This window comes from Herbaspirillum sp. RTI4 (assembly GCF_034313965.1).
Lineage (GTDB): Bacteria > Pseudomonadota > Gammaproteobacteria > Burkholderiales > Burkholderiaceae_D > Herbaspirillum.
Genome location: NZ_JAVIWQ010000002.1, coordinates 2,978,665 through 2,995,241 on the forward strand (window position 1 = coordinate 2,978,665; position 16,577 = coordinate 2,995,241).

A 16,577-nucleotide genomic window follows, 5' to 3' on the forward strand; every position below is an offset into this window, starting at 1 on the left:
CTCACTCATTAAAAAAATGAAAAAAACACTCTCGCTTAGCCTGATTGCCCTCAGCCTCCAGGCGCATGGTGCGGAAATCGATTCACGCACTGAACAGCGGCTTAAGGCCGTGGTGGCCGGAGAGCACCGCTCACAGGAAAATCGCGATCGGGATCGTTATCGCCACCCGGCTGAAACGCTGGGATTTTTCGGTATTGCCGACACGCAAACCGTTGTCGAAATTTATCCGGGCTCGGGTTGGTATACAGAAATACTGGCGCCCTTGCTCAAGCCACACGGCAAACTTTACGAAGCCAGCTACTCGGATAGCGATGCCAACAGCACGCCGTATCAAATCAAGGCAACCGTCGCCCTGAAAAAGAAGCTCGCAGACAATCTGGCCGTATATGGCCCGGTAACCGTCACAACGCTTCAGCCGCCATCGGCAACGACTATCGCGCCACCGGGTTCGGCCGATCTGGTGCTGACTTTTCGCAACGTACATAACTGGGCCAAAGACGGCACTGCCGAGACGGTGTTTGCCTCCTTTTTCACTGCGCTGAAACCAGGCGGCGTATTAGGCGTGGTCGAGCACCGCGCCAATCCCGACAGCACGCTGGCACAGTCGATCAAGAGCGGTTACATGACCGAAGCCAAAGTCATTTCTCTGGCGGAACAAGCCGGTTTCAAAATGGCGGCGAGAAGCGAGATCAATGGCAATCCCTGGGATATGAAGAACTACGCTGAAGGCGTCTGGGCCTTGCCACCGACACTGAACACGACGCCGGACAATCGCGCCCGCTATCTGGCCATCGGGGAAAGTGATCGCATGACGCTGAAGTTTGTGAAGCCGGGGCGCTGAGAATTACTCTGAGACAAGATATGGCCCGGTTTAACTGGACAGTCAATTGCTATCCTCTGAGATTGTGCCGGGCAAAAATTTAATCAGAGCTTGCGCAGTTCAATGCGCCGTTCTGGCCGCCCGTTGTTTGAACAGCAAGATACATAGCAGCATAAAAACGAATAAAGCCGCTGATGCCGAATAACGACTCAGCGCCAGCCCGCCGGCGCTGAACGGTTTGTCCAGAAAATCGCCTACTACGGCACCGAGCGGGCGCGTCAGAATGAATGCCGCCCAAAACAGTAGCGTGCGCGAGAGCGTCGTCCAGTAGTAAGCCACTACGACCAATGCCAATAGTGCGCCAAACACCATTGCCGCTCCGGTGTAACCGAATCCGGCGGTATCGGCCGTCCAGTCACCCACTGCGGTTCCCAGTGTCTGGGAAAACATAATCGTCACCCAGTAAAACATTTCTGCCTTGGGCGAACTGACCGAGCCTACCGAAACGGAACCCAAGCTTCGATGCCATATAAAAAGCGAAATAACTAGCAGAGCAAGAAGCAAGGACGAGCCGCCAGCATAGCCAATGCCAAGGGAGCGGTCCGCAAAATCGGCAAGCGTGGTGCCGACGGTGGTAGTGGCAATGATGGTTGTCCAGTAAAGAAGCGGATGAAATTGCTTTGCCTTGATCTGCGCGATGACTGCCACAATAAACAGGACTGCAAAAATCAGGGTGCTCATCAGATAACCCAGATTCATCGACATCGACACGGCATCGCCGCCTGTTTCGCCCAGCGTGGTCGCCGCGATTTTAATGATCCAGAATAAAAAAGTGACTTCCGGAACCTTGCTCAGCGCTGTTTCTGTTGAAGTATTCATCGTGGTTCTCGCTATGTTGTTATGACTGGCCCTGGAGGGAGTCCGAGGCGTTCAGCAGTTTGGCCATTGCTTGGCCAGCTTGATTGGCGCACATGCGTAACGGCAGGAAAAACACAATGGCCCACGATACGCGAATGAACGCACGAATGATGCCTCGTTTGAAACCGGCATTGACTGCCTTTCCTGCAGGGCTGGCTGTTCTTGTTCCAAGTCTGACCGGCCAAACTTAGGGCAGTCATAGGGCGATCACTTGTGCAGTATTTCGATTGTTCCGATTGTTCCGATTGGGATAATCAAGGAAAATGTAGTAGTGCGATATTTTCAAACATGCGTAAATAGCAGAAATCAACAACAACACAAAATTGAAGGCTATATGGCTATTTTTGAAATGACACAAGACAATCTCACTGCGCTCAGTGAAACAAGTTTTGATATTGAAGGCATTTACGAGCGCAAAGACCTTCAACGCCACTTGAAGAACAACATCGCGGTATTGGCCCCAGATTTGATGGTTATCTCTGAAGAGTATGGTGACTGGATTGACAGCCTCAGAAGGATCGATTTGCTCTGTCTGGATAGAGTAGGCAACCTGGTAGTAGTAGAAATCAAGCGAACCAATGATGGTGGACATATGGAGCTTCAAGCCATCCGTTATGCTGCCATGCTGTCAACCATGACCTTTAAACAGCTTGTAGATGCCCATATTGCTTATCTGATTAAGGAACTCAGACCTACAGAAACCGCAGAAGCCGAAATCTGCGCATTTCTCCACTTAGAAGAGTCAGATGAGGACACGTTTGGCAATGAGGTTCGTATTATCCTAGCCTCCCCGAGTTTCTCCAAAGAAATTACTATGGCGGTCTTGTGGCTCAATGACCATGATTTAGACATCCGTTGCATTAAATTGAAGCCATATCGGCTTGAGGACAAGATCCTATTAGATGTTCAGCAAATCATTCCATTGCCTGAAGCTGCTGACTTCCAGACTCAGATCCGTGCAAAGGAATCAGCCGAAAGGGTTCAAAAGGTGGAAAGGTACGATATCCGTTACCATTTCTGGGAGGGGCTGCTAACCTATGCCAAGTCCAAGACTCAGCTTCATGCCACCCGCAGACCAGGTAAGTATCACTGGATTGGCGGATCAACCGGTAAAGCCGGTATCTCTCTAAATTATGTAATTCGTCGTGATGATGCTCAGGTGGAGCTATACATCGATAGCCCCGATGAAGAAATCAATAGTAGCAGGTTCAAATACTTGGAAAACAATGCGGATGCAATCAGTACCGAATTCGGTGAAGGGCTCATCTGGGAAGATTTACCAGGTAGGAGAGCGCGCAGAGTCAAGTTTGAGCTTCAGGGTGGTTGGAAGGCCGATAGGAGCGAATGGAAAAACATGCAACACAACATGGTTGACGCAATGGTGAGGCTTGAAAATTCATTCCGACCGTTTATCAACTCAGTGAACATGTAGTAGTTCCGACTTGATCAGGCAGTAAAGCATCGTCAAATGGATGCGGTTTGTAGTGGTCAAGTAATCCCGGACACTGCGTTAAGTTTTTCTTCGGCCACTGCCGGCGCGAGTCCGTCATTGAACTAATGTGCCCGTATCCAGTTATATCGTTGCATCAAATAATGACTGATGTCCCGGTACGCTTGTTGTGCCGTCGGGCAAGCCAGTTGAACGAGTAAACACCAGAGCCTGACGTAGTACCTTAAAACGTGTCGGCATTGAGAACTTCCGCTGGCACGATCTCCGGCATACCTGGGCAAGCTGGCTGGTACAGAACGGTACGCCTTTGTATGACGTTCAGGAAATGGGAGGCTGGAAGTCTTCAGAAATGGTGCTGCGGTATGCGTACTTGGCCACAGCCCAAATGGCGAAGCACGCGGCTATTGTAGGAAATCTACTTAGCGGCATAAAGACGGCACAATGTGATTCGTAAGCCCAAAAAGAAAAAAGCCCCAATCTTTCGATTGAGGCTTTATATTCTGTGGCTCCCCGACCTGGACTCGAACCAGGGACCTGCGGATTAACAGTCAAACCAAGCGAGGATTACATTACAGCTAATCACCTGATTTAACAAGAGATTCCGTCACTCACACTCTTTCCACATCACGTGAAATGACCACCCCTTTCCGGCAAATTTCCGGCAGTATTGGTGCGATAACTAGGAGCGTTTCGATATGGAATTGCTTATTCGCACCGACATTGCGGGGGTTCGCGCATCAAATTTGCCGACTCAACGACTTACAGAATGATCCATTAATTGAACGTCCGCTCTTGGCGACAGCAGTCAATCAGCTTTCGACCCGAAGCGGACGTTCGACGTTGTTGAGTTGCGCGCAAACAAATCAGCCGATGCTTTGAGGGCCAAATGGGTTTTGACGCGCGCAAATCATACTTTCGTCATCTTTGTCTGTTTTCTTTTTCTTTTTGAATCTCGCCAAACTTCGACTCTGTAGTGCAGTGGAGGCGGAAAGTCCGGGGTAAGGCGCCTCGGTGCCTTCGGTAGCCTACTGTCCATCGTTTCCATCTGCGGCATCTCGACCAATTCACCAAATGGCAGATGCACTTGTTGATGATGGCGCGGACAAGTACGAAAAGCGTTTGCTAAAACGTCAAAGAGGCCAGGAACTTCGGCGGCTTCATCACCTAATATTGCATTTGCTAGAATCGATGCCTCTTCAGGTGTCAGCTCTCCCTTCTGCACCCGAACGAAGAGCCTTTGAAGCGAGGTTGGCACGCCGCCCTTTTTTCTAACGGTTGTTTTATCGTCTGGACAAGAGAATGTGCTTTGAGCATGCTCGGCTAAGAATTTCCCTGTGTCGCTCACCTGTTTACTGATAGCGTCAATCCCCGACATCAAACCACCGTAGGCAGATATGCCAACGAGGAAGACCCCAGCAGTCGACTTGATCTTGCCCCAGCCATTAATTGATCCTTCTTCAATTTGAAGGAATAAAGAGTAATCGGGTAAAGCCAAATGCTGATCGACGTATGTCTCCCACTCGTCAAACAACTCGCTTGATAGAGATTTAAGCCTTGGAGCGTTGACGCTTTGAATAGCCAGGTTAAAGTCGGTAGAGCCGAGATCTAGCATGAGCTTCTATCTTTCTATGTGGCGCGTATGTGAGTGTCCGCCGCCGATGGTGGACATTTTAATTGCAGTCATCGCCCCGGTTCGGCGGGCCGGCGACTTTGAACCGAACGCTTGGCAGCCAGCTCGGTAACATTGGCGCACAAATTCAAAATGCGCTCGACAAATAATGCGTTCACTTTGAGAATTCATTAAGTTGAGAGAAGTAACGCTCGGCACCGCTCAGCTTTTTTCGTCAAAGTAGGCAAAAACGACTCAATCGGTGTGTTTAACGGAATGTCGTACATCTCCCGTGACAGCCAAGGGATTCCTTGATCCCAAAGTACCCCCCCACTGCCAAGCATAAAGACGAAGCATTTCCGGCCATTCGCTGTGGACGCCCCGCTTAACAAGGTCACGGATACTTACACCGCCGCCATAAAACAAAACGCCATCTGATTTCAGACGACGATACGTTGGCCAATCTCCGTCATAACCAAGTTGAAGCTCAATACCGTCTAGCTGTCGCAAGTTAAGTCCATCGCCTGGTTTTCCCTCCACAATATCTTGCTGAGAAAAATCTTCACTCTCATTCGCAATTTTTCCGTTGTTCTCCACGACTACGATATGCGCAGCGCGCTTCAGGAGTTTTGCGACGCGATATTCCAACTCTTGTATTTGATTTGCTTGCGGAGCTCGTGTTTTATTCTCAATTGGGTAAAGTGAATATCGATACGACTGACCGTCTGGAAGATCCAGTTTTTCGTCTAATTGAGCGAAAGTTAACCCTGTTATATCGCGCGACTCTTCAATCAGCATCGCAGCGAAACGCGTTAAGGCTGGTCGCAGCCTACGCCCTTTATTTTCACCCACATTCATTTTTATTATCCCGCCAATCAAAAACTGGCCGTTTTCAAAATCGTTGGATGATTTTAGGCTGTAGCTATGTTAACTGCAAATTATTGGTGATTTCAAATGGCAAAAATAGAAGCCGATTTTCGGCAAGCATTCGCGAGAATGGCACCGCAAGCCATAGTCACACGCGCTGAATTGGCCATCCTTCTTAGCACTACAGAAGGAGCTATTTCTCAAATGGCGTATCGCGGCGAACTTCCTAAGACTGCGTTTCCCGGAAAGCGGCGATCGTGCTGGTTCGTTTCGGACATTCGGCGTTGGTTAGATGAACTCGCCGTTACGCGATCGTCTGGTGGCGAACATATGCAAGTAAATAAAACAACCAAAGTGGGCCGGCCGCGCCTTTCTTCCGAAGTTGGCATATGAAGCCGTATATGAACTCAAACCGATTAACAATTACTGGAATTTCTGATGTCAAAACTGTGACGGATCAACCAATTCATAGTCAGCGCGAATTATTCCAAGCAGATACAACGTGGTTTCACGTGCTGCGTTCAATGATTGAGACTGGCGACATAGCTCGCATGGGGGCTTATGCGGTCACGGTCTATTTGGTCATCAAATCACATGCAAATTTCAAGACTGGCCGATCTTTTCCTGCGATCGAGACTGTAGTGAGAGAGTCTGGAATAAGCCGAAGCCAGGTGATACGAGAATTAAGAACTTTAGAAAAGTTCGGGTACATCACCAAGACGCGCAGGGGGCGACACAATGAATACAAATTACGAGAAAAAGTAAGTATTCAAGACGGTGACGGCCGACCGACAGCAGTAGCAACTTGGGACTACCTTCCGTCTACCGTGCAGGCGGCTGCTGCTGATCTAAAAAATGTTTTGGTATCTGGTGATTTTTCGGGATCTAGAATTGTCCGTATAGACAGGCTACAGGTCAATGTGACGCATGCAAGCGGAAATGCCGTCGTATTCAATGCTCAAGACGTGGAATGTCTCCCCAAGGAAATGCGCGATGTTTTAATGTCTCTCCACGCCAAACTTCAGCAGGAAAAAACTGAGCAAGTTGTACACAGCTCTGTGTAATACGTGTCTGAGAGGCACCTAAGTTATTCACATAGGTTCCTGATGAACACCAATTCGCGGTTAATAGGTTTCAGACAGAACCCCTAACGATATAGATTTTATATTTAAAGAGAAGAGAAATTCGTACAATGGGCGTGTGGATAATAATTCTTACTTAGAAATATGCACTGCAAGCGAGCCCATCGCTACGGCATCTGAACCTAGCGAATTAAGATGCAAGCAATACCTGAAAATCTTGGCGCAACCGATTTTTTAAGGAAAATATGAGTTTCAATGCAAATGAACGATTTGGATTTACGGAAAATGACTTCCTGGCAGCCATTAAATCTCACGGCAATAGCGGAATATTGCGTTCAGGCACGTATATTCCGACACGCCAGGAAGTGGAGACGCTTTCGGTGGACGAGCTGGACGAATATTTAAATGGATGGATGTGGGAAAGTCCTAACGAGCTGATTCCTCGCCGTGAGCAAATCGCTGACGTGCAAAAAATAATTGAATCGCGTTCGGACGCTGAGATTTTTTCTCATTTGATTGCCGAGTGCCGGAGCTACGTAGAGGACGATTAACGCAAAATAAAAAAACTTAATTTTCGCGGGCGCGAAAATACGAAGGCGGCATGCAATATCAGCATTTATTTTTTCTAGGCGCAAATTCGATATACCAATTGTCGTCGATTTTTGCATGTTGATATCGACTCAATTGCTCCTTATTTTTTTCACTAGATGTAGTTTCTACGACGCACTTTCGCCCGCCGCTCCCCAACATTGCTCTCGTAAGGTATTTTGCAGTTTCCTTTCTGACTTTCGCGTTCATGACGTTTCCTTCAAAAATTTCTTGATGTCGCGCACGGATATATTTTTTTGACAATAACCAGTGATTTTAGTTGTACACCCATTGATAGTCTTCAAAGCCGAAGAGTTCATATCTGCATCCACTATCAGCTTAATTTGCCGACCATCGCTTTCAAGCGTCCACGTGTGACCATCGCCATCGGGGGTATATTCCCAATCAAATTTCTCATTGATCATTGCTAAATCGTTGGCGATCTCAATAACTGAACCGTAGCGCTCATTCGGATCTGGTTCCAGACACTTAGTGACAACGGTTCGCAGCCTTTGAGGAATATGCTCTTTGAACGCACTTCGATCAGGGAAACGACCATTTCGAACATCAAACCTGAATTCGTCACGTTTAAAGTTCGCTTGATCACCGTACTTTTCGAACTGCTGATAAAACATCTTATCGCCGTTACACATTCGATAAATCGTCAGACCCAGTTGATAGACATCAAATGAACGTGTGTGTTCATATTTACCGAACGATTCCGGCGGCAGATTTTTCGCGTAGAAACGATCTTGTTCAGCAATGCCCGCTTGTGACAATTTCCGAGCCAAACCAAAATCAGAAACCAGGGCTTCTCCGCGCTCCGACAAAAGGACGTTGTCAGGTTTAATGTCGAAATGAACAAGACCTTTCGAATGAATATTGTGCAAACCACTAATGATCTGGCAGCCAAAAACCACAATCTCACGCACAGTCAGAAACCTCCTATCGATTAGCTGCTTCAATGATCCACGTCGATAATAAGGCATCGCGATATATATACAGTCTTTATCGAGACAGGCGTAGTGAATCTGAACTACGTTCGAATGGCTACTCAAATACAAATGACGTGACTCATCAAAATACGTGTCGACTGACTCCAGCGTCGACTTTGCAATCTGCTTAATAACTATCTCGGCATTGAGCTGAGGGTCATATGCTACGTGGGTACGAGAGTTCTTTCCATCAGCGCCAATCTCTGCTCGCAATTCGAATTCTAGCTCCGCTCTGTTATAGGGTATTTTATGCACGGCTCGCTCCGACCGCACAGAACAAGGCTTCTCGCTGATTGACTGTTGTCAGCATATTCCAACCATCTATCTCCCAAGCTTTCATGCCTTCGGCGTAGAACTTGAAATCTGCTCGAGGTATTCCAAGTCGGGCTGAAATAGAAGATATCTGACCTACAAAATAGTTCTGAATATTACTGCTCGCAAACGCCTCTTGAAGCACACCTTCAATCTGAATTCGCTCAATTTTCAGCGTTTGCGAGTTTGATTCGGTAATTCTGATGCCAGCTCGCGAAATTTCGTATTCACGCAAAATATCGAGAACATTGTTTCGAATATACTTCAGCGCGTCAGGCATTGAAAAAGCTAATGGTATTTTGATGTCTTCAACATTCAAAATTGAATTGTCGTCGGACTCATAGACTACAAATGTGAGCACACTGGGCGTAGCACGAAGACCTATGGTTCTCATTTTCCCTCTACCTATTTGATTTTTTAGGCGACAGTCCTACAATTACATCGCTCGTTTATGGTGAGAATGTAGCAGAAACTATAGATATAAGATGCATCACCAAAAAATAAACACTGTATTTATAAACAGCATAAATGAATGGCAAAATTTAACTAGGCCATAAATGCCACACCCGCGCTAGTTTCAATTACGATTATTATCAAATGAGCAATTTGCAAGTATGGATATCTCATTGGCGAAAACAACCTAAAGTGTCTTATCCAATAGGGCCATTCCTCTTCCATTCAGCGCCCAAATCGAAAATAGCAATTTCATGTACTTATTTTGTATTGAAAATGTACGCTTTGTGTACGCTTCTAGTATTGAAAATGTACGTGTGTGCACCTAAAAAGTATCAGACACGAAATAAAAATCACGTGAGGTAGATAAGAGGGCAGGATAGGCTTTGTGGCGGCATTTCGGTACGTTTTTGTCCAAAACGCCCCTTCTTTCATCTCTCTCCCCCTCTAAATCAAATCGATAAGCAAACCTCAAAAGTAGGGATGAATATATATAGAGAATACATGCGGGTCCAAATCGAGGTCGCTGCCAGCCGTCGAGTCAATAGTATCGATGTCCAGATGACGGCTCGGATTTACGTCTAGGAGCGAATCAAATACGCGCTCGGAAAGCTGTACGGGTATTCGCAATCACCCCAATTTCTCCAAAAGACTTTCAGGCTTAAGGTGCGTGTACCTTTTTAGCATTTGCATGCTTTTATGCCCAGTAATGCTCGCAACTTCCATCGGGTGCAACCCTTTCTCAAAAAAGCGAGATGCCGCTTCGTGTCGCAAATCATGCCAGCGCAGATCCTTAATTTCTATTTTGGAAAGGATGACCTTACCCCGCCGAGTGCACCAATCGTAAATTAGCAATCTGGCTGTTTTCAGTGTGATGCAATTGCCGGAATTGGTCCGGCGCCATTTGCCCGAGGGCGCTATGTGGACGAACCGAGTTGTAATCGGTTCGCCATATTTCGATGCGCTCGCGGGCCTCTTGCAAGCTACGAAACGCATGCTGATTTAAACATTCTTCACGTAATCGACCATTGAAGCTCTCGATATAGGCATTTTCGACGGGCTTGCCAGGTCGGATGAATTGTAGCTTCACGCCGCACTGGTGTGGCCAGGCATCCAGCGCTTTGCTAATAAACTCCGGGCCATTGTCTACCTGAATGACATTAGGGCAACGTCCATTTTGACGCAACTGCTCCAGCACACGTGCCACCCGAGCGCCTGTTAGTGAGTGATCAACTTCGATTTTTACGCATTCCCGATTCCATACGTCAATGACCGTCAGCATGCGCATTCTCCGGCCGTTGCTCAGGGCATCAGCGACGAAGTCCATGGCCCAACGCTGATCTGGCCCTTGTGGCATCGGCAGCACAACGCGCAAGTGACTTGGTCGCTTCTTACGACGCCTGCCTCGCAACGACAAGTCTTCTTCACGATAGAGACGCTCGGTACGCTTATGGTTGATGACCAAGCCTTCCCGACGCAACATGACGTGCAAACGCGGAGATCCAAATCGCGGGCGCTCCTGTGCCAGTTCGCGCATCCTCTGGCGAACAGGAGCGTCCTGCTCTACAGGTGCTGACCTTCGATAGGTACGCCGATTCAATCCAATTAAGTTGCATGCCCGCCGCTCAGAGAAGTCGTATTGCGCGATGACTTGCTGCACGATTTCTTTGCGCTGCGCGGGCAGCGCTACTTTTTTTGCAGGACGTCTTTCAATACGAGGATATCCAGCGCTTGCTCTGCAACTAGGCGTTTGAGCTTCTGATTCTCTTCTTCCAAAGCCTTTAAACGCCGGGCCTCCGAGACTTCCATGCCACCAAACTTGCTACGCCAGTTGTAAAACGTGACGTCTGATATGCCGTGCTTACGGCATAAATCTGCCACATTCATTCCGGCGTCGGCTTCCTTCAAGACGCCAATTATCTGTTCTTCCGTAAATCTCGATTTCTTCATGACTAGCTCTCCATCAGCACAGTCACTAACTTTACATTGGGATACTTTTACGGGGGAAGGTCAACTGGACCTACAATCACGAACGTCCGAATATGGCGCTCGGTGGCATCACCCCAAAGCAGAAATTAGCCCTCGCGGCTTAGCCTCTACTTTTACTTTGGGCGGATTCAAGCGGTCACTGCAACACCTGATTTTCATCATAAATTAAAATCGATGAGGTGTGCGATGCCAAGTATTTACGGAGCAATGACCGATGATCGCAAAGCCATCATCTGGCGAATGTGGCAACAAGGATATCCGATGAGCGAAATAGCCAGGGACATTGAGAAGCCAGCGGCAACCATATACTCCTACCTGCTCTATCACGGTGGCATCACGCCACGAAAGAGGCAGCGTCGAGCGACTTGCCTTACTCTTGAAGAGCGCGAAGACATTTCTAGGGCACTAGCCAAAGAGTGCAGTATTCGCAGTATTGCCAGAGAACTTAATCGTTCACCATCGACAATTTCCAGGGAAATATCCCGGAACGGTGGCGTCGTTAAATATCGTGCCAGTATTGCTGAACAAGCTTTTCTTAAACGAGCGAAGCGACCAAAATCATTCTTACTGGCAGAACGTCCGGCCCTAAGATGTCTTGTAGAGGAAAGGCTCGCCTCAAACTGGTCTCCAGAGCAAATCGCTGGATGGCTAAAGACCAGGCAGACCGACACGAGCAAGGAGATGTATGTGTCCCATGAAACGATATACAAGTCTTTGTTTATTCAGACACGGGCCTTATTTCGGGAAGAGCTGAAAAAACATTTAAGAACGAAACGGATGTTTCGCCATGCCAAAAATCATAAGGCCGGTAGTAGAGGGCAAATTTTGGATACTATCTCGATCAGAGATCGTCCCGTTGAAATCGAAGACCGAGCAATCCCTGGGCACTGGGAGGGCGATCTGATTATCGGTGCCAATAACAGCGCCATAGCCACCGTAGTTGAGCGTCAGTCTAGATTTACCGTCTTGTGTAAGTGTGAAGGCCGCACAGCACCAAGTGTGGTGCACTCACTGACGGAGCAGATGAAAAAACTTCCCTATCAGATCTGCAAAAGTTTAACTTGGGATCGCGGACAAGAGCTTTCAGCACATAAACAATTTACTATCGCAACAGATATGGAAGTTTATTTTTGCGATCCTCGTAGTCCATGGCAACGGGGCACTAATGAAAATACCAATGGTCTGTTGAGGCAATATTTCCCAAAAGGAAGCGGACTGGCCAAATATTCCCAACACGAATTAGATGACATAGCAGCAGAGCTCAATGCCCGACCACGAAAAACTCTCGGGTTTAGAACGCCGGCGGAAATTTTTAATAACGCGTTGCAGTGACCGCTTGAATCCGCCTGCTTAAAAATGGGGGGATTACCTTACCAGCTTCGGCCCGTTTCAAAATCTACAAAATTGTTAATAATTATTATCTAAATTAACCTAATTTCACAGCGATAATTGACAATTTGGCTTATCATATTGACATACATTTTGTTTCTTTATAGATATTCATTTTTATTTATTGTCCTGCAATATTCCCAAATAAAGGAACACTCACTTCATGAATCAGAGAGCAGCGACGCTACGTCAATCCACTTTAGAAACGCTAAATAGTTCCGAACTTCACGACCATCAGCGTACTGCAGCCAAAAAAACTTTTGATGCTTTTGATGCAAAGACGCGCGCTGTAGTTCTGGCGGCTGAGATGCAAGCGGGAAAATCTGGAATTTCTCTAGCGCTAAGCTGCGAGCAACGTTTGAGTCTGCCTGATGAAGATATATGCGATCGACACAAGTTGCGTGACACACTTTACTTGCTCACGATGGTGGACACCGCACTTTTAGATCAGGCAAAAAGCGACTTGGGTGCAGCAAAAAATATGGTGGTCAGCAACTTTAATCGCTTTGAAGCCGATCTTGAAAATGAATTTAAAAACAACCCACCAAAACTCATTATTATTGATGAGTGCCACTACGGATCAAATATTACCGCCATTCGCTATAACAAAATCTTCGACTATTTGGAAGATCACAATAGTTGCAAAATTATCTTTATATCAGCCACGCCTTTCGGTGCGTTATATGCCGCCGAGGAAGCTTACGAACAAACCATTGAAGCTGAAGAAGAGGCACTGGCAGATGGCGATCAGGCCCGTGCTAAGGAAGCTAGAACCAAAGCAGATGAGCTAATCAATAGCTCCATTATTCGACGCTCTTTTGGCACTAAATTAGTATTCCATCGCACGAGTGATGAATATTTTGGTGTTCGTGAAATGCTTAAAGCAGGAAAAGTGAAGTCACTCCCGCACAAAAGCCGCAGCTTTTTAGTCGAATCCAGTGAGCGGCAAGAGTTCATTCAACATTTTAATAATGCAGAAGGTCCTGGTTGGTCTTTAGTACGCGTACCCGCTGGTACCGCCATGGCCGCTAAGGATTTTTTTCGGAACGAAGGTGTATCGGAAGATAATATCTTTATTATTGGCCGCTCGCTTCAAGGCGTTCCGGAAGATGAGCAAACAACCATCGAGCGCTTCAAAAAAGAGTACGGTGATGCCGCAATGTTCGGTGAAAAATTTATTGCTATAACCGTAGCAGGTTGTCGTGCCGGCATAAATTTTGGCAGAATGAAAGATAGCCTTATTTCCACATGGGACAGCACGGTGGCCAGCGTCGCCGCTGTAGTTCAAGCAAACATTGGCCGTGCCTGTGGATATCATCAAAATAAAGAGCCTATTCACTTCACCAATATTGATGCGGCTGCAGCCTATGGCGCATCACTTGATCACCTAGAGAAAACCACCAACGAACATGCCGCATCTGATTTTGTAGGACTCAGAGAGTTCTTTGAAGAGCTGTGCTCAGAATACCGTGTACAAGGTTTAGATGTAGGGTTGGCAGTAAATAGTAAAAAACGTAAACCTATCGGCGATGTTGAAACATACGAGGCAGAAAGTTTTGTTGCAATTCCCGCACAATTAGCAGTAGGCATACCTGATTATCAACAATATACCGCTGATACTAAATTTTTAGATGCCATATCAATTATTCGGGAGGAATTTCTTCAAGATTATGGGCCTAAAGCCAAAGGCCATCGTTCAATGCGCGGCAAAAAAAAGAACTGGATTAAAGCCCAATGGGTTAATGGAGATACCTACGACAACAAAGAAAAAGCTCTCAAAATGGGGACAATGAAAGAGCGAACGATACTTTTCACCAACGCGCTAAAAAATAAAAAGCCTCTTGAATATAATCAAGTGGTAATGCCTGGTAGTGGTGAATTGTCTGCCAACAAAGAAGTGACCGCCACCATATTCAGTGTATATAACTTATCTCGTCGTGATGTGCCTAAAAAAGTCATGACAGCAACAGACATGCAGCAAATCTGCAAGTTAATGGACGTTCCGTATGACAACACCTTAGTTATCCTCTACAAGCGCGGTTCGATAGACGAGGCGGCAACGCTGCGAAAAATAGCCGCTAACGAAGGTCCAGATTTAGAAACCACTATCAATGATCAAAGTCAGTTTAGTGGAGTTCCTGATCTTATTTACTGAACTTTTGCTACGTCATTCATGACTTAGGGAGCCAACACGGTGCCCCGCATCTATTGGATAATACAATGTCCGCAACTGCTGAAAAGCACCGTAGCTATATTCAAACTATTTTCGAGTCAACCTTTGAGCATCAACAGATAGCCGCCCGAAAAGCGCTGTCTGCACTGAATAACAATGCCAGAGCAGTCGTTGTTGCGGCCGAAATGCAGTCAGGAAAATCTGGTGTCGCATTGGCTCTGGCCTGCTTAAGACGTCTATCACTTTCAGATCTAGCCATTAGTGACCGCAAGCAGCTTAAAGATACGCTGTATCTCGTTACCATGGCCGATACAGCGCTGCTTTCACAAGCCAAACAAGATCTGTTACTAGCACCCAATGTCGTGGTCAGTAACTTCAATCACTTTCAGCGAACCCTGGCGATAGACTTTAAACATCACGCACCCAAACTTATTATTATTGATGAGTGTCACTATGGTTCTTCTTCCGATGGCGTGCGCTACGGTAAAGTGTTCGATTATTTAGAGCTAGACAACACCAGCGGGCAAGTCGTATTTATTTCAGCAACCCCCTTCAGTGCCTTATATGCGGCAGGCAGCGACTCTATCTTGCGACACAGTTTTCATACGCACCTGGTCTTTCACAAGGCAAGTACTGAATACCATGGCATTCGTCAAATGCACAGCGCGCACCAAGTAGTAAAATTGGATCGATCACAACGAAATTTCTGCGACGATTCTTTAATGCGCCGCAACTTTATAGAGCAATTTCAAAACCACACAGGCGCAGGTTGGGCACTCATACGTGTGCCAGGGAGTTCAGCGCAAGAAGCAAAAAAAATTCTGCTGCAAAAAGGAATCAAGGAGGATCAAATTTTCATTCTCGGTCAAAGTCTGAGTGATACGGACGAAGCCGACCTAACAAATCTGGAAGATTTCAAAAAAGAATTTGAAACGGCAAAACTTTTTGATGAAAAAATAATTGCCATTACCGTTGCAGGATTTCGCGCCGGGATTAATTTCGGACAGGAAATGAAAGAGCTATTAATCGCGACGTGGGATAGTACCATTGCCAATATCGCCGCCGTTGTCCAGGCTAATATTGGACGCGCTTGCGGTTACCACCACAACATTCATGCCAAACATTACACCAATCTTGATGCGATCAGCGCCTACAGCGAACTGTTAAACCACTTAGAGTCCAGCGACAATAGCGATAACTTTGATGGCCTCCAACAGCTATTTGAACGAATTTGCCAGCAATATGATATTGCGGGTTTTGATCGCGGCACCGAAGTGCGACCCGAGCCAGCAACCGTGATTAGCAGAAAAATCGATGACAGCCTGACTTATCAAACCGCCCAATATTGCGTGGTGTCTGCCAAGCTTGAAGAAGCGAATCCAAATTTCAGTGAGATAACACAAGATACAGATTTTCTTGAAGCTATTGCGCTCATTCGTCAAGAATACTTAAAAGACGGTGCACCCTATGTAAAAGCCAAACGAGCACTCAGAGGCGAGCATCAAAATTGGATTAAAGCCCAATGGGTCAATGGAGTTAGTTATGATAATTTTAATCTCAGTAATCATGCTGCAAAACCTCGAACACTCGATTTCATTACACGTTTGAAAAACGGCGACGCCATAGCATTCAATGAAATTGTGAACCCCGGTGGTGGCGAAGCAACGAAAGACAAACGCATCGCTGCGAGTATCTTTAGCATTTACAACACCTCGAGCCAACTTGAACAATTTAAGCGAAAAATGAGCCTTGAGGATGTGCACGAGATGTGTGATGCACTAAATACCGAGCGAGATAACACGGTAATCGTGTTATTTAAACGTGGTGAGTTTGACCAAACAACTACGGACAAAAAAGCGGAAACCCTAGAACAGAGCCGAATCAAACACCGTTCAGTGTTCAATTCGTAACCGCGTAAATTCAAACAAGAGA

13 protein-coding genes and 3 pseudogenes are annotated in these 16,577 nt (G+C 46.6%); 8 read left to right on the forward strand and 8 right to left on the reverse strand.

What is annotated here, in order from left to right:
• Nucleotides 1-16 precede the first annotated feature (16 nt).
• A complete protein-coding gene (locus RGU70_RS13255) occupies nt 17-841 on the forward strand; it encodes a methyltransferase (RefSeq protein ID WP_322209872.1) in 825 nt (274 codons plus the stop codon).
• Nucleotides 842-940: 99 nt separating this feature from the next.
• On the opposite strand, the gene RGU70_RS13260 is transcribed toward RGU70_RS13255, so the two are convergent.
• Nucleotides 941-1,699: a hypothetical protein gene (locus tag RGU70_RS13260; RefSeq protein ID WP_322209873.1), complete on the reverse strand. Its 759-nt coding sequence runs from the start codon at nt 1,697-1,699 to the stop codon at nt 941-943.
• 373 nt (nt 1,700-2,072) lie between these two features.
• On the opposite strand from RGU70_RS13260, the gene RGU70_RS13265 reads away from it, so the two are divergent.
• Nucleotides 2,073-3,170 carry a DUF4268 domain-containing protein gene (locus RGU70_RS13265; protein WP_322209874.1) on the forward strand — a complete coding sequence of 366 codons (1,098 nt, stop codon included), beginning with the start codon at nt 2,073-2,075 and terminating at the stop codon, nt 3,168-3,170.
• A gap of 56 nt (nt 3,171-3,226) precedes the next feature.
• Here RGU70_RS13265 and RGU70_RS13270 read toward each other — a convergent pair.
• Nucleotides 3,227-3,364, reverse strand: a pseudogene (locus RGU70_RS13270) (IS3 family transposase); the annotation flags it as partial.
• Between the two features lie 38 nt (nt 3,365-3,402).
• Here RGU70_RS13270 and RGU70_RS13275 point away from each other — a divergent pair.
• A pseudogene (locus RGU70_RS13275) lies at nt 3,403-3,642 on the forward strand (tyrosine-type recombinase/integrase); the annotation flags it as partial.
• A 453-nt stretch (nt 3,643-4,095) separates the two neighbouring features.
• Here RGU70_RS13275 and RGU70_RS13280 read toward each other — a convergent pair.
• Both RGU70_RS13280 and RGU70_RS13285 read right to left on the reverse strand, forming a co-directional pair.
• Nucleotides 4,096-4,800 (reverse strand): hypothetical protein, encoded by a 705-nt coding sequence (locus tag RGU70_RS13280; protein WP_322209875.1) that lies wholly within the window; start codon nt 4,798-4,800, stop codon nt 4,096-4,098.
• Between the two features lie 252 nt (nt 4,801-5,052).
• Nucleotides 5,053-5,595: a hypothetical protein gene (locus RGU70_RS13285; RefSeq protein ID WP_322209876.1), complete on the reverse strand. Its 543-nt coding sequence runs from the start codon at nt 5,593-5,595 to the stop codon at nt 5,053-5,055.
• Nucleotides 5,596-6,065: 470 nt separating this feature from the next.
• On the opposite strand from RGU70_RS13285, the gene RGU70_RS13290 reads away from it, so the two are divergent.
• Both RGU70_RS13290 and RGU70_RS13295 read left to right on the forward strand, forming a co-directional pair.
• A complete protein-coding gene (locus tag RGU70_RS13290) occupies nt 6,066-6,728 on the forward strand; it encodes a helix-turn-helix domain-containing protein (protein WP_322209878.1) in 663 nt (220 codons plus the stop codon).
• A 263-nt stretch (nt 6,729-6,991) separates the two neighbouring features.
• Nucleotides 6,992-7,297 (forward strand): hypothetical protein, encoded by a 306-nt coding sequence (locus tag RGU70_RS13295; RefSeq protein ID WP_322209879.1) that lies wholly within the window; start codon nt 6,992-6,994, stop codon nt 7,295-7,297.
• Nucleotides 7,298-7,540: 243 nt separating this feature from the next.
• Here the strand turns inward: RGU70_RS13295 and RGU70_RS13300 are convergent, their stop codons facing one another.
• The 4 genes and pseudogenes from RGU70_RS13300 to RGU70_RS13315 form a co-directional block, all read right to left on the reverse strand.
• Complete coding sequence (locus RGU70_RS13300; protein ID WP_322209880.1) at nt 7,541-8,584, reverse strand: serine/threonine-protein kinase; 1,044 nt, start codon at nt 8,582-8,584, stop codon at nt 7,541-7,543.
• Nucleotides 8,577-9,035 (reverse strand): hypothetical protein, encoded by a 459-nt coding sequence (locus RGU70_RS13305; protein ID WP_322209882.1) that lies wholly within the window; start codon nt 9,033-9,035, stop codon nt 8,577-8,579. The genes RGU70_RS13300 and RGU70_RS13305 overlap by 8 nt, the downstream gene beginning before the upstream one ends.
• Before the next feature lie 689 nt (nt 9,036-9,724).
• Nucleotides 9,725-9,901, reverse strand: a pseudogene (locus RGU70_RS13310) (tyrosine-type recombinase/integrase); the annotation flags it as partial.
• 13 nt (nt 9,902-9,914) lie between these two features.
• Nucleotides 9,915-11,044 (reverse strand): IS3 family transposase gene (locus RGU70_RS13315; protein ID WP_416186522.1). Its coding sequence is split into 2 segments (ribosomal slippage): nt 9,915-10,783 and nt 10,783-11,044, totalling 1,131 coding nucleotides; the frame shifts between segments, so codons are not numbered across the junction.
• Nucleotides 11,045-11,269: 225 nt separating this feature from the next.
• Between RGU70_RS13315 and RGU70_RS13320 the strand changes: the two genes are divergently transcribed.
• The 3 genes from RGU70_RS13320 (at nt 11,270) to RGU70_RS13330 (ending at nt 16,555) form a co-directional block, all read left to right on the forward strand.
• On the forward strand, nt 11,270-12,415 hold the full coding sequence (locus RGU70_RS13320) for an IS30 family transposase (RefSeq protein WP_322209884.1): 1,146 nt from the start codon (nt 11,270-11,272) through the stop codon (nt 12,413-12,415).
• A gap of 220 nt (nt 12,416-12,635) precedes the next feature.
• Nucleotides 12,636-14,627, forward strand: a complete 1,992-nt coding sequence (locus RGU70_RS13325; RefSeq protein WP_322209885.1) for a DEAD/DEAH box helicase family protein — start codon at nt 12,636-12,638, stop codon at nt 14,625-14,627.
• Between the two features lie 65 nt (nt 14,628-14,692).
• Nucleotides 14,693-16,555: a DEAD/DEAH box helicase family protein gene (locus RGU70_RS13330; RefSeq protein ID WP_322209887.1), complete on the forward strand. Its 1,863-nt coding sequence runs from the start codon at nt 14,693-14,695 to the stop codon at nt 16,553-16,555.
• Nucleotides 16,556-16,577 lie beyond the last annotated feature (22 nt).